This is a genomic window from Streptococcus equinus (assembly GCF_900104225.1).
Taxonomy (GTDB): domain Bacteria; phylum Bacillota; class Bacilli; order Lactobacillales; family Streptococcaceae; genus Streptococcus; species Streptococcus equinus_D.
The window spans coordinates 16,501-41,058 of sequence record NZ_FNJK01000006.1; the positions used below are offsets into that span (position 1 = coordinate 16,501).

General features: G+C 37.7%; 29 protein-coding genes. 2 read left to right on the top strand and 27 right to left on the bottom strand.

Annotation, left to right across the window (positions count from 1 at the left end; genetic code table 11):
* Positions 1-574 precede the first annotated feature (574 nt).
* The 15 genes from BLP98_RS07855 to BLP98_RS07925 form a co-directional block, all read right to left on the bottom strand.
* The gene (locus BLP98_RS07855) at positions 575-859 is read right to left on the bottom strand and encodes a PTS fructose transporter subunit IA (protein WP_074482727.1); all 285 of its coding nucleotides are present in this window, start codon (positions 857-859) and stop codon (positions 575-577) included.
* Between the two features lie 26 nt (positions 860-885).
* Positions 886-1,719: a PTS system mannose/fructose/sorbose family transporter subunit IID gene (locus BLP98_RS07860; protein WP_074482728.1), complete on the bottom strand. Its 834-nt coding sequence runs from the start codon at positions 1,717-1,719 to the stop codon at positions 886-888.
* Between the two features lies 1 nt (position 1,720).
* Positions 1,721-2,569, bottom strand: coding sequence for a PTS mannose/fructose/sorbose/N-acetylgalactosamine transporter subunit IIC (locus tag BLP98_RS07865; protein WP_074482730.1), 849 nt, complete (start codon positions 2,567-2,569; stop codon positions 1,721-1,723).
* A gap of 272 nt (positions 2,570-2,841) precedes the next feature.
* Positions 2,842-3,336, bottom strand: a complete 495-nt coding sequence (locus BLP98_RS07870) for a PTS sugar transporter subunit IIB (RefSeq protein ID WP_074482732.1) — start codon at positions 3,334-3,336, stop codon at positions 2,842-2,844.
* A 17-nt stretch (positions 3,337-3,353) separates the two neighbouring features.
* Positions 3,354-3,782, bottom strand: coding sequence for a PTS sugar transporter subunit IIA (locus tag BLP98_RS07875; protein WP_074482733.1), 429 nt, complete (start codon positions 3,780-3,782; stop codon positions 3,354-3,356).
* A 146-nt stretch (positions 3,783-3,928) separates the two neighbouring features.
* Positions 3,929-5,242, bottom strand: coding sequence for an ABC transporter substrate-binding protein (locus tag BLP98_RS07880; protein ID WP_074482734.1), 1,314 nt, complete (start codon positions 5,240-5,242; stop codon positions 3,929-3,931).
* Entirely contained in the window at positions 5,229-5,912 is a 684-nt protein-coding gene (locus BLP98_RS07885; RefSeq protein WP_074482735.1) for a response regulator transcription factor, read from the bottom strand. The genes BLP98_RS07880 and BLP98_RS07885 overlap by 14 nt, the downstream gene beginning before the upstream one ends.
* Positions 5,909-7,225, bottom strand: coding sequence for a sensor histidine kinase (locus BLP98_RS07890; RefSeq protein ID WP_074482736.1), 1,317 nt, complete (start codon positions 7,223-7,225; stop codon positions 5,909-5,911). Before BLP98_RS07890 ends, BLP98_RS07885 begins: the two co-directional genes overlap by 4 nt.
* Positions 7,225-8,190 carry a sugar ABC transporter substrate-binding protein gene (locus BLP98_RS07895; RefSeq protein WP_074482737.1) on the bottom strand — a complete coding sequence of 322 codons (966 nt, stop codon included), beginning with the start codon at positions 8,188-8,190 and terminating at the stop codon, positions 7,225-7,227. Before BLP98_RS07895 ends, BLP98_RS07890 begins: the two co-directional genes overlap by 1 nt.
* A gap of 136 nt (positions 8,191-8,326) precedes the next feature.
* Positions 8,327-12,166 carry a GH32 C-terminal domain-containing protein gene (locus tag BLP98_RS07900; RefSeq protein WP_074482738.1) on the bottom strand — a complete coding sequence of 1,280 codons (3,840 nt, stop codon included), beginning with the start codon at positions 12,164-12,166 and terminating at the stop codon, positions 8,327-8,329.
* A gap of 205 nt (positions 12,167-12,371) precedes the next feature.
* Positions 12,372-13,172, bottom strand: a complete 801-nt coding sequence (locus BLP98_RS07905) for a Cof-type HAD-IIB family hydrolase (protein WP_074482740.1) — start codon at positions 13,170-13,172, stop codon at positions 12,372-12,374.
* A gap of 175 nt (positions 13,173-13,347) precedes the next feature.
* On the bottom strand, positions 13,348-13,743 hold the full coding sequence (locus BLP98_RS07910) for a single-stranded DNA-binding protein (protein WP_074482742.1): 396 nt from the start codon (positions 13,741-13,743) through the stop codon (positions 13,348-13,350).
* 89 nt (positions 13,744-13,832) lie between these two features.
* On the bottom strand, positions 13,833-14,459 hold the full coding sequence (gene ytpR / locus BLP98_RS07915) for a YtpR family tRNA-binding protein (protein WP_039697427.1): 627 nt from the start codon (positions 14,457-14,459) through the stop codon (positions 13,833-13,835).
* 8 nt (positions 14,460-14,467) lie between these two features.
* Entirely contained in the window at positions 14,468-14,785 is a 318-nt protein-coding gene (locus BLP98_RS07920; protein ID WP_074482743.1) for a thioredoxin family protein, read from the bottom strand.
* A complete protein-coding gene (locus BLP98_RS07925; protein ID WP_074482745.1) occupies positions 14,778-15,071 on the bottom strand; it encodes a DUF4651 domain-containing protein in 294 nt (97 codons plus the stop codon). The genes BLP98_RS07920 and BLP98_RS07925 overlap by 8 nt, the downstream gene beginning before the upstream one ends.
* A 117-nt stretch (positions 15,072-15,188) precedes the next feature.
* Here BLP98_RS07925 and pepA point away from each other — a divergent pair, with 117 nt between their 5' ends.
* Complete coding sequence (gene pepA / locus BLP98_RS07930) at positions 15,189-16,256, top strand: glutamyl aminopeptidase (RefSeq protein WP_074482746.1); 1,068 nt, start codon at positions 15,189-15,191, stop codon at positions 16,254-16,256.
* A 61-nt stretch (positions 16,257-16,317) separates the two neighbouring features.
* Entirely contained in the window at positions 16,318-17,088 is a 771-nt protein-coding gene (proC, locus tag BLP98_RS07935; RefSeq protein ID WP_074482783.1) for a pyrroline-5-carboxylate reductase, read from the top strand.
* A gap of 51 nt (positions 17,089-17,139) precedes the next feature.
* Here proC and BLP98_RS07940 read toward each other — a convergent pair whose 3' ends face one another.
* The 12 genes from BLP98_RS07940 to comGA all read right to left on the bottom strand — a co-directional run bounded on the left by BLP98_RS07940 (position 17,140) and on the right by comGA (position 24,551).
* A complete protein-coding gene (locus tag BLP98_RS07940; RefSeq protein WP_074482748.1) occupies positions 17,140-17,775 on the bottom strand; it encodes a CPBP family intramembrane glutamic endopeptidase in 636 nt (211 codons plus the stop codon).
* Positions 17,776-17,785: 10 nt separating this feature from the next.
* On the bottom strand, positions 17,786-18,238 hold the full coding sequence (locus BLP98_RS07945; protein WP_074482750.1) for an ABC transporter permease: 453 nt from the start codon (positions 18,236-18,238) through the stop codon (positions 17,786-17,788).
* A gap of 85 nt (positions 18,239-18,323) precedes the next feature.
* Positions 18,324-18,521 carry a helix-turn-helix transcriptional regulator gene (locus BLP98_RS07950; RefSeq protein WP_074482752.1) on the bottom strand — a complete coding sequence of 66 codons (198 nt, stop codon included), beginning with the start codon at positions 18,519-18,521 and terminating at the stop codon, positions 18,324-18,326.
* 160 nt (positions 18,522-18,681) lie between these two features.
* Positions 18,682-19,881, bottom strand: a complete 1,200-nt coding sequence (locus BLP98_RS07955) for an acetate kinase (protein ID WP_074482754.1) — start codon at positions 19,879-19,881, stop codon at positions 18,682-18,684.
* Between the two features lie 53 nt (positions 19,882-19,934).
* Positions 19,935-20,891 (bottom strand): class I SAM-dependent methyltransferase, encoded by a 957-nt coding sequence (locus BLP98_RS07960; RefSeq protein WP_074482756.1) that lies wholly within the window; start codon positions 20,889-20,891, stop codon positions 19,935-19,937.
* Positions 20,892-20,944: 53 nt separating this feature from the next.
* Positions 20,945-21,295: a competence type IV pilus minor pilin ComGG gene (comGG, locus tag BLP98_RS07965; protein ID WP_074482758.1), complete on the bottom strand. Its 351-nt coding sequence runs from the start codon at positions 21,293-21,295 to the stop codon at positions 20,945-20,947.
* Positions 21,267-21,704, bottom strand: a complete 438-nt coding sequence (comGF, locus tag BLP98_RS07970) for a competence type IV pilus minor pilin ComGF (RefSeq protein WP_074482760.1) — start codon at positions 21,702-21,704, stop codon at positions 21,267-21,269. Before comGF ends, comGG begins: the two co-directional genes overlap by 29 nt.
* The gene (gene comGE, locus BLP98_RS07975; protein ID WP_074482762.1) at positions 21,688-21,981 is read right to left on the bottom strand and encodes a competence type IV pilus minor pilin ComGE; all 294 of its coding nucleotides are present in this window, start codon (positions 21,979-21,981) and stop codon (positions 21,688-21,690) included. The genes comGF and comGE overlap by 17 nt, the downstream gene beginning before the upstream one ends.
* Positions 21,935-22,366, bottom strand: coding sequence for a competence type IV pilus minor pilin ComGD (comGD, locus tag BLP98_RS07980; RefSeq protein ID WP_074482764.1), 432 nt, complete (start codon positions 22,364-22,366; stop codon positions 21,935-21,937). Before comGD ends, comGE begins: the two co-directional genes overlap by 47 nt.
* Positions 22,350-22,643, bottom strand: coding sequence for a competence type IV pilus major pilin ComGC (gene comGC / locus BLP98_RS07985; RefSeq protein WP_074482766.1), 294 nt, complete (start codon positions 22,641-22,643; stop codon positions 22,350-22,352). Before comGC ends, comGD begins: the two co-directional genes overlap by 17 nt.
* Complete coding sequence (comGB, locus tag BLP98_RS07990) at positions 22,643-23,686, bottom strand: competence type IV pilus assembly protein ComGB (RefSeq protein WP_200795919.1); 1,044 nt, start codon at positions 23,684-23,686, stop codon at positions 22,643-22,645. Before comGB ends, comGC begins: the two co-directional genes overlap by 1 nt.
* Positions 23,610-24,551: a competence type IV pilus ATPase ComGA gene (gene comGA / locus BLP98_RS07995; protein WP_074482785.1), complete on the bottom strand. Its 942-nt coding sequence runs from the start codon at positions 24,549-24,551 to the stop codon at positions 23,610-23,612. Before comGA ends, comGB begins: the two co-directional genes overlap by 77 nt.
* Between the last annotated feature and the right edge of the window lie 7 nt (positions 24,552-24,558).

Genomic DNA, 24,558 nt, shown 5'->3' on the forward strand with positions numbered 1-24,558 from the left:
TCCGTAGTATCTACAAAACAAGATAACCATATGTCGCTACTAGGGAGCATCCCTAAGTCAATCACAATAAAAACCAGCTAGTTCAAAAAACTAACTGGTTTTTATGCGTATGCAAAAAAAGTAGAAATACTTGATAGCCAGTTAGATTTTTGAGTATCTAATCGGCTTTTTCAAAACAGTCAAAATGCTTTAGCTTCATAGATACAAACGTGAGTGACGCTTGCATCCATGATTGGCTACAAACGTCTATCTAAAGAAACTAAAGTAATAGTATCGATTCAGTTTTTCAGTCGTTATAGACGTGTTTTTAAGCATACTATCTTCTCCTGTTAAGATTTACAAATCAATGAGTGCTAGGTATTGACTTGCATCAATTGTTTTTGATTGTAAACTAGTCTACTCTTATTCTTTTTATTTGTCAATATCTTTTTAAAATTCTGAAAAAACAGATGTAAAAAAACTCCTAGTAAGGAGATTATCTACTAGAAGCTTTTTATTGAATGTTTGAGTAAGTATTGTAATTTTTTGTATTGTTATTTTAGAGTAGTATTTAAAAAGAGTTTACACATTAAATTTAAAACGATTGGAGTTTTAATTCAAAGTCGTTGATGACTTTTGCAATATTTTTTCTACCATGGTAAATGCCGTAACCAAATAGCAGCATTCCAAGGCTTCCAGAAATCATCAAGACAAAACCGAGAATTAGCAAAATGATGTGTTTGTTAAAGAAATAAATGAGTAAAAATCCTAAACTTGTCACTGCTAAAAGCAAGGTCATCCAACGGCCTAAATTTTCTAGCATGTGTTTTTGATACGCTATTTCAGTTTCATAACCTTTGATTAATTCTGATTTTGTCATAATAATTCCTTCAGTAAATCGATTTATTAGTAAGATAGACCTGGATTGAAGAAGCCAACAAGAACACCGACAAAAGCAATCACAACAAGAAGAAGCATTACTTTAATTGGTGAAATATTTTTCTTAGCCATCAACCACCAGCAAAAGACGATAAATAAGGCCGTAAGGAAACCTGGGTAAACAGCATCCAATTTATCTTGGAGAACCAAATAGGGGTTTTTAGCAATACCAAGTTGGAATGATGTTTTTACAGATACCCAAGTTGCGGCAACACCACCGACAACCATACCACCAACGATAGAGACGGCTTTACGAATGGCTTGACCTTGAGCACCAACAAGGAATTCAACAGCTTTATCACCTAGTTCATAACCTTTGAAATAGGCAAATTTCATGCCAAAATAGGCCAGCAAGTTCCACACAAGAATGTAAAAGATTGCTCCAATTGGTGAACCGCCAGTTGAAAGACCAAGAGCAATCCCCAAGATAACTGGAATCAAAGTACCAACAACAAGAGAATCACCGATACCAGCCACAGGTCCCATAAGACCTGCACGAAGGCCATTGATTGTTTCATCATCAACTTCTTCTGAGCCATTAGCACGCGCTTCTTCAAGCCCTGCTGTGATACCAACGATAAGGGCACCAAGTTGAGGTTCAGTATTGAAGAATGCTGTGTAAGTTTGCATTGAACGCGCTTGGTCTTCTTTCTTGTCATACAATTCTTCTACGATTGGAAGCATTGATGTCAAGTAACCAAAGGTTTGCATGTGTTCTTGTGAGAAACAAGTCAAGTTACCATAATACCAATGATGGAAAGATTTCATCAAGGTTTTCTTAGTTAATTTCTTTTGAGCCATTTTAGATATCCTCCTCATCATCGTCATCAAAATCATCAGCTACTGCAGCTGTCGCTTTTGCGTGTTTTGCCATTTCAAGTTCGTAGAACAATACCGCAAAAATCAATGAAATAACTGCACATGATACCAAGTTCAAACCAAGTGATGCTGCCAAAGTGAAACCAACAAAGAATGGAATAAAGTCAGTTACTTTTTCAACAATTTGTTTCAAAAGAATGGCAATTCCGACGCATGGTAGCAAAGCACCTACTGTGAAGAGGGTTTTCATTGGGATACCATCCATTGGAAGAGCATCTTTCATTGCTGTAACGGCTGTCGCACCAAGTTTACACATGATTAATGTTGGAACAAATGAGAAGACAATGTGTGATACCCATGGATACAACCAGTCAACTTTATAAAGTTGTTTGAAGTTTCCTTTTTCAACCGCACGCCAACCAATATGTTGCCAAACAAGGTTCATTGTTGCTGTTCCGTAGAAAAGAACTGTACCAACAGTACCAACAAGAGTCCCCATTGATTTAGCCAAGTTAGCCGCATCAGCTGAGTCAGCTGACAAACCTTGTGAATGGATGGCTACCATTGCCAAAGGGATACCAATGTAAGATACCGCACGCACATCGGCTGAAACAGTACCACCTGGTGTGACAAGAGCGATGTAAACCAATTGCATAGCCACACCACAGATGACACCTGTTTTGATATCACCAAGGATTAACCCACAGACAAGACCACCGACAAGGGGACGACCAAGTGTATAGTTACCAATGGTTGTACCACCAAGCCCTGGCATTGAAGACAAACATGCAAACAACCCTAGCAAGGCCGCTTGAAACCAAGAAATTGTCATAATACTTCTTCTCCTATATTAAGATACAAAGAGCGTTAGCGAGCAAAGGCAAAATAGGAGGTTTGACGAAGAGTCCCTAGAGTCTAGGAAAAACTATCTTTTTGACACAGCTCGCAGCTCGTGTTCAATTAACAAGATACAAAGGCCGTTGACGAGTAAAGCAAAAAAGGAGGTTGACGTTGTGTGCTTGCACACAAGGAAAGCTATCTTTTTTGCACAACTCGTAAGCCGTGTTCAATTAACAAGATACAAAGAGCTACTTTGTTAGCTCATTAATAACCAAATTTTGATTTGAAATCTGACCAGTAACCAATTGAAACGTCTGGCAACAATTGGAATTTTACTTTGTAGCCAGCTTTTTCAATCGCTTCAATGGCATCTGCCTCTTCTTGAGTGATTGATTGGTTATTACCAAGTTTGACAGTACCAGGTCGGTCATTACATGGGCCAACGATGATTTCTTTCACATCACTTGGAACAAAACCTTGATCCACCAAGATTTTTTTCATGTCAATTGGATTTTTAGTAATTACGAAATAACGCGTATCTGAATCCAAAACTTTTTGTGATTTTTTACCAAAAGCATCTACTGACCAAACGAAGGTTTTCTTATCAGAAGCACCTTTATAAGCTTGTATCAACACTTTGTTACTAGCTGCCGCATCGTTTACAGCAATCAAACCATCGCATGGGTATTCTTTTGCCCAACGTGTTACAGTTTGACCGTGAATCATACGGTCATCAATACGTACAAATGAAACTGTCATTTTTTCTTCCCCTTACCTTAAATATCGTCTTCTTCATCGTCTGAAACGATTTTGAATTCTTGAAGAGCTGCTTGAGCTTCTGGCAACACAGCTTGAACAAAAGCATCGCCCTCAAGCATATCTTTCATCACTGCTGAGGTAATTGCCATTGGTAAATTCATACCGCCTAAAACAATAGCGTCATCAAGTTTGCCAACTTCATCCAAGACACTGCAAGCTGTTGTCAGTGGGCTTCCGCCAACAATATCTGCAAGAACTACAACTGAATCTTCAGCTGTCAAACCTGAAATGGCTTGTCGAAAGTCTTTTGCAAAGTCATCAACTGTTTTGCCATCTTTCAAACCAATAGCGATAACTTGATCCATTTTATCTCCCGCAAACATTGCTAGAGATGTTTTCAGACCTTCAGCAAAACCACCATGACTAACCAGTAGTAAATACTTCATAGTTTTTATCTCTCCTTCTCTGATTATTATTCTAGCAAGTCATTAAGCGTTTTCACACTCTCGATTGTCACACGCTTGGGCTGATAAATGTCATCTCAAAAATGACAATTGTCACACAGAAAAACCAAGCACACGCTTGGTTCTCTTTATTTATTATTCAAATTGTCCTCAATCCTTTTTTGAATTGAAAACAAATCCGTCTCAACACTATTTTCAGCAATGGCTTTGCTAATGAGATAATCAGCTTGCCCAATCACACTGTTATAAGTTTTAAAAGTTGGCTTGGTAATTCCCTGACTTAGCATAGAGTCTAGAGTCGATACCGTCAAAGAATCTGGTCCGAAGCCTTCTTCTTTTAATTTTTCCTTAGAAGCTTTACTTTGCATGACTGACTTCAAAACAGAACTTCCCTGTGAATAATCAAAAACAGACTGCTGGGTTTCTTTATCCGTGCAGAGGAGTTTTAAAAATTCCCAAGCTGCTGCGCGGTGTCTTGTTTTCGAAGAAATGGCATAAAGCGAAGTCGACACTTGGGTTGCATCCACACCTTTTTTGCTAGCAGGCATGGTGACACAAGACCAAGAAAAAGTAGAATACTTGGCTACATGATAAGGATAAGGTTTGTAGGTACGGTAAGTGGCTAAAGACATAGGTAGAAAAGCAACCTTTCCTTCGTCAAAGTCTTTACTAGTCACATCATAATTCCCATTTAAAGCTTTTAATTGCGTAATCAATGACAAAGCTTTTTTAACCTTGTCACTATCAAAATAAGCCTTCGTTCCCGTCGCATTAAACAACTTTCCTCCGTAAGCTGCGACTGCTTGCTGCCAATCATAACCTGCACAGCCATACTGGTCAATCGCCCCGTCACCATCAGTATCCTTAGTGACTTGTTTACAAATCTTATAAAAATCATCCACTGTCCAACCAGATTTTGGAATCTGGATACCTTCTTTTTTCAGCAAATCAATGTTAATACACATCATGGTTGGATTGCTTTCAAATGGCAAAGCGAAGTGTGTGTGATTGTACTCGCCGGCTTGATAAGAAGATTGGTAAAAAATCGAATCGTAAAAACTCGTGCTGATATTACTATCCAGATTTGCCAATGCACCTGTTGAAGATAAAAGGTTAAAGTCATCTTCTGGCACAATGAAAACATCAGGCTGTGTACCCGCGACAATCTGGTCGGTCAACCAAGTCGAATAATCTGACTTTGAAATCCCACTTTCATAAACCACTTTAACGTTAGGATGCAATTTTTCAAAACGCTTAATCGCGCTATCAATGACTTTATAATCATTCCCGTTTGGCACATCCCAGCTACTACCAGCATAGACACCAATTTTGAGGACTGTTTTTTGCTGCATGCGATAATAAACGTAACCACCAACACCTGCAATAAGAACAAATAATAAAGCAATCCAGATACGGTATTTTTTCACTTTAGTCATGATCATCATCCTCAAATGATTTCAAGGTAACACCAGTCTGCACTGCCCAAATAGCAAGCTGCGTACGATCACGCAAATTTAGTTTTGAAAGGATATTAGACAAATAATTTCTAACCGTTCCTTCTGATAAATATAATTTCGCTGCGATTTCTTTGTTGGATAAACCAAAACCAATTTGCTGAATGATGCGCCATTCCATTTTATTAATATCTTTTGTCAAATCATCATCTACTTGAATAGCGTAATTGGATTGTGCCATTTGCGAGAAGAGCTTGAAAACCTTGGTTGCAATGTCAGGATTCAACATGGCACGTCCTTCATTAACCGTCACTACCGCATCGTGCAAATCTTCCATCGAAGTTCCTTTTAGCAAATAGCCACTAGCACCATATTTTAAGGCACTGTAAATGAAATCATCGTCGTCAAATGTGGTTAAGATAATCACCTTCGTATTTGGAAAATGTTCTTTAACAGCCTTGGTACATAAAACACCGTCCATTTTTGGCATACGAATATCCATTAAAATCACATCTGACTTGCTGCTTGGTAGACTCTCCAAGACCTCAGTTCCGTCGCTTACCGCACCAACAACTTCTATGTCAGGATAAGCCGATAAGACAATCTTTAAAGACTCTCTAATCAGCTCCTGATCGTCTGCAATAAGTACTCGTATCATTCTTCTTCTCCTTTTATTTTGGGGATATGAATTGTTGTAGCAAAGCCATCTTTACCTGAAAAGGCCACTCGACCACCAATAATGGCTAGGCGTTCTGTCATTTGTGTCAAACCAAAGCCGTAGGTAATCGTTTCACTGCCTGTTCCGTTATCCTTAATCAAGAGAACATAGTCATCCTCATTTAACATGCTAATCTTGATTTTTGTTGCTCGGCCATGGCGTAAAGAATTGGTTACAGATTCTTGAATGACGCGGAAAATCACATCTTCTTTCGTCTTGTCAAAATCCACGTGATCCCAATGATAATTCAGATCAATCTGCAAATGTGACAACTCTTGATACTCAGCAAGCATCTTTTCAAGAGCATCTTTCAAAGTCCTATTTTCAAGGGCACCTGGACGCATTTTATTGAGCGACCGTCTGACATCTACAATCCCCTCACGAACAACATTTGACACACTCTTTAATTGTTTTTTGGCATGGTCAGGATCAAGATCAATCAAGACTGTCACCGCATCAATTCCCGCTGAAATCCCTGTCAAAGCATGTCCAATAGTATCATGAATTTCACGCGCAATACGTCTACGTTCTCTATCTTCTGTAATCTTCTCAGACACTGCTACGTATTCTTTCAAACGCGTATTAGCTTGCGAAGCCATGAGCAATTCTTCTTCAATCTTATGATTTTCAGTTACTGAATAAATAATATAAGTCATCAAAGAAATGATGAAAACAATCATATTTAGCGACACTAAACTATTTTTGATAAATAAAATGGCTAAGCGCGTGCTAGCTGGGAAAAAATTAATATAAACATCCAAGTCTGGCGTTCTCACCAGAAGCGATAAGACATCATAATTTGACAGCAAAAGCGCCCCAAAACTAGCAACAATGAAAAGTAACCACGATTTCTTTTCTCGGAAAGTATAAAAATCCGTATAAGAAAAGAAAATATCCATGAAAACTAGCAAAATCAAGCCATTATAAGATAATTGCAAAGCAAAAAAAGTCGCAAACAGTAACATCACTTCAATAACCGCCAACCAATTCTTGGCTTGTGTCGCTTTTTCGAACTGCCAATTACGAATAAAAATCACCACCAGAAGCCCTGCAAAAAACACATTTGATAGCCAGAAAATGCGCTCTGGTGAACTTGGAATGACGTTTATTTTTTCTAACAAGGAACGACTCAAATCACTTTCGATAATATACTTAGTCGCTGATAAATAAATCGAACTGTAAAAAAGGACAGCTAAAAAATTGATAATGATTAATGCCCGTTTAGCCAGCTCAATATTTTTCAATCCTCTCATCACTGCCACCCCGTTACATCCTCAGTTGATACCGTATCACTCGTTAAGAATTTGACTGGAATGACAATTTCTTTATCAACTTTCTTACCATGGCATAGACGATAACCTGATTGAACAGCCTTTTCACCAATGGTTATTGGTGATTGTGCTACCGTTGCTTGGATTGAGGATGTTGTCGCCAAAAGAGTTTTCATATCTGGTGAACCATCCACTCCATAAATTTTTACAGGATTTGTTAAGCCCATATTTTCAATAGCAGCTAACGCACCAATGGCAACTTGGTCATTAAGCGCCATGACTGTATCAAAAGATTCTGCAGAGTTAATCACTGATTCTACCTGTGGCATCGACAACTCCGTCTGACCTAGGCAATCTTTTCGGTCAACCACTTGATAAGCATCATGCCCTTTGATAGTATCTAAAAAACCATTAATACGATCCACCGCTGATACTGCGCTGCGGTGCTCAAGCAGCAAAATCTTAGCGCTACTTTGCGTTTGCATCAAATTTTGAGCACACAAAACACCCGCTTGATAATTATCTGAAACAATAGTCGTATCAACCGATGAATCATCTGATAACTGACTATCAACTACAACAATTTTGATACCTGCTTTTTTAGCTTTTTTCAACGCTTTGATAAGTTTATGATTGTTGGCATCAACTGGATTGATGATAATAACATTGACCCCTTTTTTGATAAAAGATTCAATTTGTTGCGTCTGTTTGTTAACATCTAGCGCTGGATCCCTAGTATAGAGAATATCGTTATTTTCTTCGACAATTTTATCAATTTCGTTATTTAAGACCTTATAAAAATCGTTATTCATGGTCATATAGGTCGCCCCAATTTTGACCTGATGAGCATTATAAGGGACTAATTTATAATAAAAATAGATACCTAAAATCGCCGACACTCCAATAAAAGCGCTTACGATGATACCTAAAATTTTTCGATTTTTCATGTCATACCTTTTATTAAACAAAAAATTACTACTCTCAAACGTAGTTTTATTATAACACGTTTAAAATGTCTAGACAATTTGGGATACACTCCTGAAAAAGCGAAAAAGAGAAAAGAAACTTTTCTCTTTCCCTATGTTATTGTTCTTTTTTCTTGAAAACTTGCCCTAAGATTGCTACAAGGCTAGACAATACAGCTAAGATTCCTAGACTTGTTAAATGATTTTCTTTTTCCCCAGTTTGTGGCAAAACACTTTCTGAAGCTAATTTTACTTTAGCTACTTGTACTGGTTGATCAGACACTGTCGGACTAACTTGTGCATTTTCAGAAACAGATGCGACTTCTGCCTTAGCAAGCTCATATGATGTCACCTCTTTTATTGGTGCTTCTTTGTCATCAGCTGGTTTTGGATTTGGTTCTTTTGCATCCAAATCAGTCACAAAGAAATTTTGAACCTCAAGTTCACCATCCCAAAGGCCTAAACCAAAGTAAGCATCATTAAAGTAATCATCTACTTGGTCAAAAGCATAACTCATAACCAATTGATTATCAACCAAAACAGCAATAATATTAGCTGTTTTCACTAAACGAACGTGATGGAACTGATTATCATTGATTGCAGCAGCCATTGGAGCTTCGTAAATAGTATCACCATAAAACCGGAACAGACGGACCATATTATTGTCTCCAAATTGAACAGCATAGGCATTTGCTGGATCAATATTCGCTGACGCAAAGAAGATATTAACCACGCCCCTACCATACTTGACATCCAAATCCATTTGATAATTTTCTGGTGCTTTTTGTGACGACATGTAAATATCATTCGCACCATGATTGTCAACATGGAGAGATTCACCATCAACGTACCAATCACCTGATACGATAGTCGCATCATTGACATTTGTATTAAGGTTATTTTCTAAAATATCAAGAACAAAATCTTGGTAAACCGCAGGATTGTCCTTAGAACTTGCTCTGACAATTACTTGCCCTTTCTTTAAGGCTTTAACTAAGACTTGATTACCAGAAATTTCTGTTGCTACAAGACTCGGGTCACTGATTGCCCAAAGTAAATCTTGACTAGCACCTGACGGTGAAACATAAGCTTTCACAGTTGTCGTATCACCAACATTCAATCGGACTGTTGTATCTGAAGCTGGAACAATACTTTGAGGTTCTGTTGTAGCAACTTTTTCTGTCCAAATACTATTCATCGGATAAAGTGCAATATCTGCCTTAACAGGATCTCCCTCAACAAATACTCCAAGGCCTAAACTTTGAGGTGATGCAAAGATTTGATTAGCACCAGTCACTGTGTCATACTTAGTAAAGACTTCAACACTCGCACGGTCGACAAAGATATGCAAATCAATGCTACCATCTGCATTACGCGTTACAACTTGACTATCCATTTCTTTAAATTTATCAGAAAGAATAATGCCTGATTGACTGCGATCAAGGTAGATTTTACCTGTTTGTAAATCATAGTAAACCTTTGTAAGCTCACCTTGTCCGACACGCAAGTTGAAACCAACTTTTGTTGTCCCTGCACTTAGTACAAAATGAGCCACAATTTCATAAGTATCTCCAGAGAAATCCTTGAAAAGATTGTTATCTTTGTCAATGGTTACATCTTTATACTCGATACAATGGTCAAGATCACGTAAACTTTCATAAGCTTTAATCGGTGTCTGTGTCAAAACATATTTATCCCCATCTTTGACAAGTCCTAAAGCCAAATTAAGATTGAACGTTCCGTTAAATTTTTGCCCAAGGCGATTAGCAACAAGATTGCAATAATTATCCCAAGTATTCATCCAGTTAAGTTCGATAATCTGTGGAATTGTTGGGTTAGAACTTGTTCCAAAATCTTGTGTGAAATAGGTCTGAGCTGCATAAGAATCTTTTCCAAAATTCATAATGCCATCACTTGTTTGATAAGCCTCATCAGCAACAAAGGTCCATTTACCATTTACTTCCTTAAGATCGCCAACCTTGTAATAACGTCCTCCACGTGAAAGAACCCACTTAATAATCCCGTCTTCTGTTTGAATCGGATAAAGATCCGGACACTCTGTATGAAGCTCTGAATAAGTCGACTCCACTGACCAATCTAATAAATTATCAGATGAATAAATACGAAGTGGACCACCAGCAACGACCATAAACCATTTGTCTTCCCAGCGGAAAACTTTGGGATCACGAAAATCTCTATTTTGTAGTGGATCATTTGCCCAATCCGCCACAATTTTGTCTACTTTTTGCCAAGTTTTACCTTCATCTTTGCTGTAAGCTAATTTGATACGTTGACCTTCACCATTTACCGTAATCAAAGCTACTAATCCACCATTATCATCAAATAATCCACTCGTGTTATGGTTATCGACAACGATACAACCTGAAAACATGGTTCCATTATAATCCGGATAAAAAGCAATCGGCTGATCTTCCCAATGAATCAAATCAGTACTTGTTGCATGTGCCCAGTGCATTGGCCCCCATTGAGTATCATCATAAAATTGATAAAACATGTGGTAAACACCATTATAATAAACCAAACCATTTGGGTCATTTGCCCAACCATCTTTAACAGAATAGTGGTATTGATCACGAAAGACTTCATTGTAATAAACTGAAGCTGGCTGTCTGCGATGAACGTTGATTCGATAAGTTGCTGACGCTGTAAAACCATCATCCGTTGTATAAGTACTTGTAACAGTCAAATAATTAACGCCAACTGCCACAGGAATATCACTGGCATTTTCATAAATATTTCCTTGCTCATCCGTAACCGTAATAGTCGCTTGCGGATTATTGGCAACAAAACTTAAGTCAACTGTTGAAGCCTCATTTGAAACGTATTGGATGTAAGTTGCTCCTTCTGGGAAGAATTGACCTTTAGCTTCCACAGGTCCATTTTTGGAACTAACCTTAACATCATTAAGAATCGGTAATTCTTCATCTGATAATTCACGATAATAAGTATTTTGGAAGACCATTTCACCATTCCAATTTAGAAGTCCAAAATAACCATCTGAAATATAGGTCGTCTGTCCTAAATCATTACGTTGCATGGTATAATCACTAAGATTCGCTACTAAAATACCGTTGACATAATAAGAAATCCAACCGTTTGCTGCAACGACTTTAAGAGCATATTTATTATCAACGCTTGGTGTGATGTCTTTTTCATCAATCAAATTCGCCTCTGCCCAGCGCCATAATTTTGCTTTGTGACTGTTGCCATCAATATTAACCACATAGCCCTTCAAATTATTGGCATCATTATTTGAACGAAAAACAAGTGAGGCTGCTCCGCTATTTTGTAGAAACGTCACATCAGTCTGAAAGACAAAATTCTTACCAGTTGATGTGGAATAAGCGAAATTATCACCTTTTCCAATAGCGTTGCTATATAGACCATCCTCACGTTCTTGCCAAACTGCTGGGTCATAAGTCAAACCTTCAAGATTGGTATAATAATTATTTTGCTCAACTTGAGTGAGGTTTGTAGAAAGAAGACGCTTTGAATCTGCTTTTGAATCAGACTGATTATCTGAGATTAAATTCGATGCCGATTCGGTAATTTCTTCCTTGCTTACCACATCAGATTCAAGGCCTTGATTATCAGTTGTTTGAGCAACTGCTTCTTGTGTCGCTTCAGTTTGAGGCTCTACCAAAGTTTCATTTTCTGTTGCTTGATTTTCTGAAATTGTTGTGTCAGTATCTACAACTTCAGTTTGAGATTCTTCGATAGAAGCTTGAGATAGCTCAGTGTCTGATGACTCAGGAGTGCTAGTTTGAACCTGCTGTTCAACTGGAACAGTTGCAGTGTCGGCTTCATCAGCCAAGATATTTCCTGAAAATCCTCCTAGGAGTAAGCCGCAAACCAGAACACTGCAGCCATAAATCCATTTTTTACCACTTTTACGCATGAACCAGTTCATACACTTTGTTTCTTGTTCTTTTTTCATAAGTCCTTTCTCCTATTACACTCACCCAAAATAGGTTAAACATCCAACAAAGACATATTACCAAAACAAGAAAGCGTTATCACAGAACAATTGTCACTCAGTTAAGGTGACAAAACTCAAAATTTTTAATGGCAAACGTCATTAAAAAAATCCCAACACCATGTGCCGAGATTTTGAAAAGTCGTGAAAAAAGAGAAAGCAAATCTTATCGAGCCAGTTTAAATTTTTCTAGAATTAGAGCGATACCGTCATGATTGTGGTTAGCTGTAACGTGTCCAATGCGTTCTTTGACTTCTTGAGGAGCATTGGCCATGACATAAGCTTCACCAGCAACCTCTAGCATATCCAAATCATTAAAATTATCACCAAAAGCTAAGGTTTCTGACATTTCAACACCGTAGTGTTTGGCTAATAGGCTGACTGCACGCCCTTTTTGAATGCCATTTGCCATAACTTCAATGTAATAAGGTAAAGACCTTGCAATTGATAATCCCTGATAAAGTTCTTTTAACTTATCTTCGAGGATTTCCATGCGTTCCGGTTCACCCATTAAAAGCAACTTATGAACTTCTGGTAAGTGACCAATGGTTTCTAGGTCTGCTTCTTGAGAAGCTAGGCCTACAACCTGCTCTTCACGAGAAATCCATTTGTTCATACGGTTTTGTGACAACCATTTTTCACCGCTATAAACATTCCAAGCAACATCAGCCACTTCTTTTTCCAAGTACTGGCAAATTGCTTGCGCTGCTTGCGGGCTCATTGGACAGCTATCAATCACTTGACCAGATTCATCCTGAATAAAGGCACCATTATAAGAAATCATCGGCACCTCAGGTAAAAAATCTTTAATGATTGGTTTGATTGCCTCAGGCATTCGCGCCGATACCGGCACAAATAAAACTCCTGAATTGACAGCATCACTTAGGGCTTGACGCGTTTTAGAAGTCACTTCCAAAGCGTCATTTATGAGAGTACCATCAATATCGCTAAAAATAATTTTAAACATTGCTCTTTCTCCACACATTTTCTTCAGTATAGCATTTTTGAAAGGGCTTTCCAAGAGTTTTTTTCCATTATTTCAGTAATTTTTTTCCAAATACAAGCACATCCAGAAAAAATCTAATTTTCTTTCATCACTTTTAACAAAAAAGCCTGAGCTAAAAACTCAGACTTTTTCAAGATTAAAACGGCAATTCTTCCTCTTCTAAAACTAAATCAGCAAGGTCATTTGCCACATTATTCTCACGCATGGCGCGCTGCGCACGGCTTTCTAACAATTGGAAAGACTGACAGAGCACTTCTGTCACATAATTCGTATGACCATCTTTTTCGTACTTACGTGTTCGAAGTTCACCATCAACCGAAATCAAACTTCCTTTACCAGCGTAAGACACAAGAGTCTCTGCCAAACGTCCCCAAACCACCAGTGAAATGAAGTCAGCCTCACGTTCACCATTTTGTGATTTAAAGCGGCGGTTAACAGCAAGTGTTACACGTGTAACAGATTTCTCATTTGGCGTTGTCACAAGCTCAGGCTGCGCCGTCAAACGCCCAATCATAATAACTTTGTTATACATCACTACCTCCTATCTTATTATTCGAAAAAAAAATGAATAACAAAATGATGCAACAAAAAAATCCTAGTTTCCTAGGATTTCACTCTATTTTACCCTTTCCAGTGTTTTTCTGGATTAAAGGCTTCGCCGACAACAGCTGTGTCATCAAGTTCAATGATACCACGTTTTTGTGGAGCATTTGGAAGGGCTAATTCACGAGGTGAGCACATCATACCAAAGCTCTTTTCACCACGAAGGGCACCTGGGAAGATAAGGCTTCCGTTTGGCATCATAGCACCTGGTAGAGCAACGATTGTTTTAAGTCCAACAGCAGCATTTGGAGCACCTGCAACGATTTGAACAGTTTTGTCATCTGAGATTTGCACTTGGCAAATGTTCAAGTGGTCACTATCTGGGTGAGCAACCATTTCTTTGATTTGACCAACAACAAATTTTGGTGAAGGGTCATTTTCCAATTGTTCGCTAAAGCCTTCTTTTGTCAATTCAGCGTTAAGCTTAGCAACATCTTCATCAGACAAAGTCACTTGTCCAACACCGTCAATTGCAATTAGACTTGATACTTCAAAAATATTCCAAGCGACTGTTTCACCATTTTTTTCAAGGAAAACACGTGATACGTTACCTTTACGTTCGTAGTCAAGTTTAGCACCTTTGCTATCTTTGACAATCACCATAAGGACATCACCGACGTGTTCTTTGTTGTACGTAAAAATCATTTTCTCTCCTATTTCAATCCAGCTAAAAAGCTGTTAATTTCTGCTTTGGTTTTTCTTAATTTATTAACTAAACGACCAATTTCTTTGCCATTCTCAGTCACTACAAAACTAGGAATACCAAAAATATTCCAGCGTTGGGCTACTTCCATGAAATCATCGCGGTCAACACGAACAAAAGTAAATTCTGGATTTTCTGCTTCAATTTCAGGCATGACTGGGTAAATAAACTGGCAGTCTGGGCACCAATTTGCCGTAAAAAAGAAGACTACTTTGCCATCAGTTTCTAAATAGCTAGCCATTTCTTCATAAGATTTTGGACTAATCATTTTTCTCCTCCTCGTAGCTAATCTCACCGTTTTGGTAAACAAATTGGAAAGTTCGACCATCCTCAAAAACAAGGCCTCCAGTCGTTCTCTCCTTATCAGATTCATAAGCATTCATATAGAGCACCGAAATGCTACCAAATTGACTAAAATAATCACGAATGGCTTTTTTAATCTGTTCTTGTCGCTTTTCTTCGCGTTGTTTTTTCAGGATTGTTCCCAAAACAATGATACCGCCGACTCCCACAAGGCCAAAACGTGACAGTAAGCTTCTTTTTTTGTTTCTCATACGCTTTATTTTAGCATATTTCAGCACATAATACCAAGGTCCAAATATTTAATGTTATTTCAATCTAAAAATTGTCAGAAAACGTGGTAAAATAGAAACCATAGAATCGAGGTTTTTATGTCAGACTTATTTTCAAAAATAAAAGAAGTCACTGAACTTGATGGTATCGCAGGATACGAACACAGTGTTCGTGACTATCTTCGCTCAAAAATCACTCCACTTGTTGATGACGTGCAAACTGATGGTCTTGGTGGTATTTTTGGTATCAAAAATTCTGCCGCTGAAAACGCACCTCGCATCATGGTGGCTGCACACATGGACGAAGTTGGTTTCATGGTCAGCGAAATCAAAGCCGATGGAACAATGCGTGCTGTTGGTATCGGTGGTTGGAATCCATTAGTCCTAAGTTCACAACGCTTCACACTTTATACACGTGATGGTTCTGCTATTCCAGTTGTTTCTGGTTCAGTCCCACCACATTTCCTTCGCGGAACAAATGGCTCTGCTTCACTTCCAAAAATCGATGACATCATTTTTGATGCAGGATTTACAGACAAAGCTGAAGCCGAAGCCTTTGGTATCCTTCCAGGTGATATCATTGTTCCAAAATCTGAAACTATCCTCACAGCAAACCAAAAAAATGTTATCTCTAAAGCTTGGGACAATCGCTTTGGTGTGCTTATGGTGACAGAATTGCTTGAAAGCCTTAAAGGTCAAAAACTTGATAACACCCTTATCGCTGGTGCTAACGTTCAAGAAGAAGTTGGTCTTCGCGGCGCACACGTATCTGCTACAAAATTCCAACCAGAACTTTTCTTTGCTGTTGACTGTTCACCAGCCGGAGACATCTATGGTAACCAAGGTAAAATTGGTGATGGAACACTTTTCCGTTTCTACGACCCAGGACACGTAATGCTAAAAGATATGCGTGACTTCTTGCTCACAACTGCTGAAGAAGCTGGTATCAAATACCAATATTACGCTGCTAAAGGTGGTACAGATGCTGGTGCGGCTCACCTCAAAAACGGTGGTATCCCATCAACAACTATCGGAGTTTGTGCACGTTACATTCACTCACATCAAAGCCTTTATGCTATGGATGACTTCTTACAAGCACAAGCCTTCATCCAAGCTATTGTTAAAAAACTAGACCGCTCAACTGTTGACCTCATCAAAAAATACTAGAAAGGAGCTAGGGGACTCAGGTCATTAAACATTTCTCTTGTACTTTCCCCTTTGTCTTACTATGAAAATTGGATTTATCGGAGTCGGAAAAATGGCTACTGCCATCATCAACGGACTTAATGCAACATCACACGATATCATCATTTCAGGTTCTTCACTTCCTCGCTCACGCGAAATTGCAGAGCAGCTTGAAGTTGAAGCAGCTCTTTCACATCAAGAACTTATCGACCAATCTGATTTGGTTGTCCTTGGTATCAAACCCCAAATGTTTGAACCAGTCCTTGCTGGACTTCACTTCCACCAACCCATCCTTTCAATGGCAGCAGGGGTAACACTTGAACGTCTTGGTAAATTAACTGATCCAAACCTTCCACTAATCCGCATTATGCCGAACCTCAACGCTCAAATTCTTAAAAGTACTACTGCTATTTGTACTAATGACAAAGTCTCTGCAGAACTCCTAGCAACCGCTAAAGAAATCACAGACAGTTTTGGATCAACTTTTGATATTCCTGAAAAAGACTTTGATACCTTCACTGCTCTTGCAGGATCAAGCCCAGCTTACATTTACCTATTTATCGAAGCCCTCGCTAAAGCAGGTGTCAAATACGGTATTCCAAAAGAAAAATCACTCGACATCGTGACACAAACCGTCCTTGCGAGTGCCGAAAATCTACTTCAAGGTTCTGATAGCCCACATGATTTGATTGATAAAATCTCAAGTCCTGGTGGAACAACCATCGCAGGTTTACTTGACCTTGAAAAAACTGGCTTGACAGCTAGCGTTGTTTCAAGTATTGATGCCACAATCGATAAAGCAAAAGCTTTGTAAACGATAAAAATAGAAGAAGATTGAGACAAATTGTCTCAACCTTTTTATGTATTAAAAAATCATCGAAATAACACCAAGAAAATTATTGATTGCATGAAGAGCGATTGAATATTCAAGTTTTTGTGTCTTTTGATAAACTAAAGCGAGCACCAATCCCATGCCTCCATAAAGAATCCAACTACCAATGTCCGTTGGCATATGAAGAGCTCCAAAAAGAAAAGTACTAACACCAACTCCTAGTTTGGAAAACTTAAAAGCTTGCTTAACGATAAGGCCACGAAAAACAAATTCCTCAACAATCGGTGCTGCAATAACAGTCAAAACCAATAACATTAACGGAGACATCCCAAGTTGCTCAATAACAGATTGGTTAAGCGTATCAGTTTTTGCACCATGTTCTAAAAATAAAGTAATGCCTCCAAGCATTTTGATGGGAACCATAACCAAAAATCCCATAAAGATACTTTTCCAAGCATCCCCGGTTAATAATTGCTCTAAATGATTTAAAAATCCCAAACGTTTAGCAACATAAACCGTTAACAGTGTAACTAACAACAAGGAAACCATAATGATGAAAGCTTGCCAAGTCGGCTGATTTTTTCTGAGAAAAACTGTAGGCAATTGTTCAAGAAGAATTAATCCTACCGCTAAACCAAGATATTTAAAAAATGATACTACTTTTTTCATAACACTCTCCCTATAAAATCTTTGAAAGAATTCCTCTAAGTATTAAAAATCCTAAACTCAAACTATACAACCAGATCAATAACAACGTAATGTAAGACAATTCAACACTAAAGAAAGCATATAAAATAATCAAGACAAAATTGATTAAGAACATCATTACCAACATTGATACTGCTGTCATACGCAAAATAAATTGATTACGTTCATCATATGCAGCAATATAAGCAGTTTTTAAGCGTTTGGGTTGATGACAAACTATCCAATAATAGATGGCAACAATTAAACCACTACTACCACTTCCAAGCAATAAACCTGATGCAAAATCATTAGCTCGAATGACAAACGATAATATAATCCCTAAAATCGAAAGTCCCAAAATTACATACGATACTTTCATCAAGTAACTTCGATATTCTTCCAATGTTTTCTTTTGCTGACAATTTTGAAGCGCCTTTAATAACATTATTTATTTTCCTTTCTATTCTGTGAAAAAACCGTAACGCGTCTACTTAAAACCAAACTTATCTTTTCATACTCTCTATCTCCTATTATTCTTCGTCAAAGATGAAAACTTCTTCGATTGTCATACCGAAATATTTAGCGATTTTATGTGCTAACTCTAAAGAAGCATTGTATCGGCCTTTTTCTAGAGAAATAATCGTCTGTCTCGTTACCCCCAATGCCTCAGCAAGCTCAGCTTGACTAACTTTATTTGCTTTTCGGAGTTCTTGAATTCTTGTTTCCATTTATCCCTCCAATGAGTTCTCATTAGTAAAGTTAACTTTACATTTAAAGTATAGTACGCTTTACATTTTATGTCAAGTTTATTTTACATTTTTTTATAAAAGCATCAAAAAAGCTGACCCGTAGGTCAGCTTTTCTGGTCTTATCATAATATTTTGATAACTAATTAGTAGGGTGTTTGAAACGTTCAACATCACGCGCAATCACAAGTTCTTCATCCGTTGGAATAACAACTGCTTTTACGCGAGCTTGATCTGTTGAAATCACACCATAAGCACCTGAAACATTCTTAGCTGGGTCAACATCGACACCAAACCAAGTCATTCCAGAAATGACATCCGCACGAACATCACTAGAATTTTCACCGATACCAGCGGTGAAGACAATAGCATCCGCACCGTTTAAAACGGCGAAGTATTGTCCAATATATTTTCTCAAGCGATCAACATACATATCATAAGCAAGTTGGCATTTTTCATCACCTTCTGCTTTTCCTGCTAAAATATCACGCATGTCACTTGATTTTTCCGAAATACCGAGTAAACCTGAATCACGATTCAAGATGGTACGAATTTTTTTAGGATCAGCCATCGCTGGCTCACATTCTAGAAGATAAGTAATGACACCTGGATCAATACTTCCTGAACGTGTTCCCATCATTGTACCACCAAGTGGAGTTAATCCCATTGAAGTATCAACAGATTTACCACCTTTAATGGCTGTAATAGAGACTCCATTACCAATATGACAAGTAATCAATTTCAAGTCTTCTAAAGGTTTGCCTAAAACCTTAGCTGCCTCTTGGGCAACGTACTGATGACTTGTACCGTGTGCTCCATATTTACGAATCTTATAATCAGTGTAATAACGATTAGCAATAGGATAACGGTAAGCTACTTCAGGCATTGTCATATGGAAGGCAGTATCAAAAACAACAACGCTCGTAATATCAGGCAATATTTCTTTAAACGCTTTAATCCCAAGAGCTGCTCCAGGATTATGAAGCGGTGCTAGCATTGACAATTCTTCAACCTGTTGAATCACCTTATCTGTTACCAGGGCCGATTCTTTGAAATAATCACCCCCAGCCACCACGCGGTGACCAACACCAGTTATTTCATCATAACTAGCAATAATGTCCATCGAAATCAAGTCATCAAGAAGGATTTTTACAGCAGCTGTATGGTCTGGAATGTCTTTCGTTTCCGAATACTTCTGACCATTAAATTTCACTGTAGAAACACTGTTTGCAAGGCCGATACGTTCAATCAAACCTTTTGCAATAACTTCCTCTTCAGGCATTTTGTACAATTGCCACTTGAGACTTGAGCTTCCTGCATTAATAGAAATAGTTTTCGCCATAAATTTACCTCTAAAGCGCTTTCATAATATATCTCTATTTTAGCACAACTATTTTAAAAAATCATATTTTCAACAGCCCATTTTTTGAATTTCTCAATAAAATCTGTTAGAGCTTCACGACTTTGCAAGTCAGCAAGCGGGTAAACAAATGTTTCTGGGGTATGTTCAGCCTGTTTCTTCAAGACAAAAATTGACTTAGCATTGGCCGCATTGCCGAAAATAGATTCTGGTAAAGTAATCACCGCAATAACATCAGCGTAATCCTTCAACCATGCCTTTAACAAATCGCTTTGTTTACTTGTCAAAAGACTAACCGGTGCTAAAAAGACAGCAATACCATCTTTTTTGAGATATTTGAGAGATTGTTCCATCAACAAATGATGCGCATAAGTATGCCCTTCACTACTTGCTACTTTATAGCGTTTCGCAATTTCATCATTTGGATAGAAGCCGACTGGAAGGTCACTGATGATGACATCACTTTCCTTAAGAATCTGTGGTCGTACAGCATCTTCTTGAATAAATTGAGCTTTAGAATCCATCACTTCGGCAATACTTGCTGACAAATCGATTAACAAATCATCAACTTCAATTCCAAGGTAATTCAAGTCTTTAGATGAATTATTTAGCAAGGTTTGAGCAAGATTACCTGTTCCGCTACCGATTTCTAAAACATCAAGTTCTTTTGAAGCTGTCAAATTCTCAATAAGGAACATTAAGATAAAGCCAATAGCATCAGGTGTAAATTGGTGGTTTGCCTGAAGTGCTTCTGTTTGAGCAGCTTTAATAAAAATAAACTGAAAAGCACGACGCCATTCTTCTTTGCTTAAATCAAGTTGGCGTAGTTTTTTATTATTTGCCGCTACTGTTTCATTGGCACCTTCAGCACCAAGATAAAAAGAGTTTTGTTCAATAAGTGCATCGTAAATGTGTGTTTTCAACTCATTTTCGATTAACTGTATATTTTCTAGAATCAGCCCATAAGCTGTTTCGATTTTTTCAAAATTCATTTTCCCCTCCAAAACTTATAATATCAAAAAACATTGAAAATGAAAAGAAAGCACTAGTGACTTTCTTTCTCAGGTGCTTGATTTTCTTTCTTAGGAAGGTAAAAAGTATAATGAAACTCTTCTTTACTCTCTAATGTCACTGTTTCTACTAACACGTCATCTTTGTGGTGGTAGGTAACAACTCCCTTATCAAATTGATATTGTCCAGATTCATCTTTGACCAAATCTTTGCTAATCTCTGCCATTAAATAAGCTTTAGCAGATTTTATCTGAGCTTGATGCTGACGTTCACTAGCAACCACACGCCCCAAATAAAACTGCAACAACAAAGCAAAAATAGCTGCCATCAACAAAGCGTACAATAAAATTCCTGCTTTAACTTTTCTTTTCAAAAGTGTAGACAAAATATCTCTCCATATCTTTACCCAACTGCAGTTTAATCGTTACTTTATTGCCATCCTGAATCACACTAGATGACGTCACTCCAAAAAGCATAGGTTGGTAGCCCTGACCAGAAGCATTTGTCTTTCTAAAGTCATCTGCCTTAGATAAGCCATAAGCTAACTGTTGACCAGCTTTATTAACATAAAGCTTATTGTCAGCGACTTTATCTAACTGACATTCCTCAAGTTCTGAACGTAACTGCTGAGAAAAGAGCAACCATTTGTCTTGCTCATTAACAGATAAATAGTGAACGTTACTTGAAATCGACTGAGTTAAACCTTTATAGACCAGTATCGACCCTGAAATGACCAGCAAAGCAACTAAGCTTTCTAAAAGGGTAAAAGCTTTTAGTCTAGTTTTTCTTGACATATAAAACCTCATTTTGACCGTCAAAAACATGAATCTCACCATCATGTTTAACAATTTCAACATCGACACCATTTATTGCCAAGTGATTTTGTCCTGTTTGAACTGCCATCGTTGCCACATTTAACACTTCTTGTTGGTGTAGGCTTTCTTGCATACGTTGACGACTGTGATCCATCTCCCCCAAAACAAGACTAGTAATCGTTGCTAACAAGGCTAAAGATACCAATCCTTCAAGGAGTATGTAGGCTTTTAGTTTCTGTTTTTTTATAGTTACCACTTCCTATGTACAATTGATAATCAACTTCTTGAGTTTCAGTATAAAACTGTAGTTTTGCTAAAGATGAATTGCCCCCAGATTTATCAAAAACAACTTGATAATTTTTGGCTACAGACACTGTTTGAGGTAAAGTAACGCTAGTCATCCCATTTGAAATACCATCTTGTGATATATGTAAGGTCTGACTTTCTTGCTTGATACTAGCCAATTTTTGTGTATCGCGGTAGCAATTTTCAAAAGAGAGGAAAAATAGCTTTTCCTCAACAGACTGAAAAATGCAGTTAACCGAATGAGAAAACATGATGACTATAAAACAAGAAATCATTAAGGTCAGCAAACTTTCAATAAGCGTAAAAGCTGCTAGCGTCTTACTTCTTAGCTTCATTGTAAGTTTTGGCTTGTTCTTTTGTAATATAGCCAACTTCTACCAAGTCATCTACACTAGCTTTATCTCCAGTTTTAACCTCATAAAGATCCATCTGACTCTCAACAACCTTAACAACCGCAGCATCCCCTTTTTCATGCACGACATCTTTTTGCTTACTCAAATTAGGCACAAATAACAGCATTAAGACACCAATGATAAGCAAGACAATCAGCATTTCCACGAGTGTGAAAGCTTTTACAGACTTTTGACGTAATTTTTTCCAAAGTTTTTTCATTAAAAATTTCCTCCCATATTTTGATACATTGGCAAAAGCATTGCCACATAAATTAAAACAATAATTAAAGCCACAAAAACAAAAACTAAAGGTTGAATCAATTGTGTCGCTTGTGTTAATTGACTAAAGAAATTCTGCCAAGTTTCTTCTGCATAGATATCCAGTTCACGCCCTAATTTTGATTTGACTTCACCATACTCAATCATCAAACTAAGCTCACGCAAGAAAAAAGGATAATCTAAAACCTTTTGGTGAAAAGATTGCCCTGCAAGCAAAGCTTCTTGCATATCCTTTCCAATTTCTTGAAAAAGACGAGATTTTTGCCTTTGCATAAGTTCAACAATCTCCATTAATTCAATTCCCTGGCCAATCAGATTCCCCCATTCACGCGCATAATAAGCTGTCAAATAAAGGCGGACAAAGCGTCCCAAAATCGGAAAACGACTTAGCTGACTATAAAGGTAAATCGGTGATAGACGCTTTGCGTACAAAAATCCTAAAAAACTTCCTAAGCCTAGTAAGGCAAAACCACCCAAAAAAATCATAGGAAAATGACTAATAATCTGAGTGGCAATATTTTGATTTTCTAATTGCGGCAGCAAATAATTTTTCAAGCCCAACATAATCAGAATTAAAAAGCTGAGCAAAATCAAAGGATAAGTCGCCACTTCAATCAATTTCTTTCGAACAACTGACATACTAGCCAAATAACCATCAATTTTTAGCAAACTCTGCTGGCAATTACCATGAACATCAGCAAGAGCAATCTGAGTTACAATCGTATCTGAAAAGCCGAGTTTCGTCATCATATCAGCTAAGCTTGCACCACTTAACAAAGATTCCTGCATGGTATCCACATAAACTTCTGCTAATAGTTGACTTCGTCTTAAAAAAGAAACAATTTCAGTTAAATTAAAGCCACTGTTAAATAAATTATTAAATAATTGAATAACCTTCTGCTGTTTTTTAAAAGGCAATTTTTTCGATTTTCGCTTCCTCAGCACTGATATGTCCGTCTCTAGCAAGGCTTTCAATTTGCTCATTCCACCTTTTTGGTGAGTAATGTTCAAAATCTCCTTTGGCAAAATCAACTACACCTCCACCGCCAATTAACCGCTGATAAATAATAGCTCGTAAGCTATTTTCTAGCTCCTGCCTACTAACTCCTAATTCTAATAATCTTGCATAGACACCCGGGATACTCTTAGCATGAATCGTTGAAAAAACTAGAACCCCTGTTAAACTTGCTCTAATAACCGCACGTGCTGTCTCACTATCCCGAATCTCACCTATAATCAAAATATCTGGTCTATGACGGAGCGAAAGTTTAATCAGATTATCGTAAGTCATACCAATCTCATCGTTGAGTTGCAACTGCAACATATTCTCTTGCTTAATCTCAACAGGATCTTCTATTGTAATGACTTGTTTATCCGGAAATTTTTCCCGAACCAATTGATACATGAGAGTGGTTTTCCCACTCCCTACTGGCCCGGAAAAAAGATAAAGTCCCCTACTATCAATCGCTTCTAAAATATTTCTAGCCCCATCAAACCAATATTGCAAATCATGGCGCCCTGAATAAAGAAGTCTAATGACCAGGCTTTCATGTCCACGATAATCACCAACTGTAGACAAACGCAATGAGATTTCTTCATCATCAGCAAATACATAATCACAAGAGCCTAACTGACTACGACGTTTCTCACCCACATTCATCCCCGCTACAAATTTAAAATGACTAATCAGACTCGTCATCTCATCAATAGCAACTTCTTGGATAAATTGACGTTCATCTCCAATACGCTGATATATTTCATAATGATTGGTTTTGGGAACAATATAAATATCTTGTGCATTCTTTTCAACAGCGTCCCTAATAAGCTGCTTTGCTTTTTCCTGAATCATTTTAACC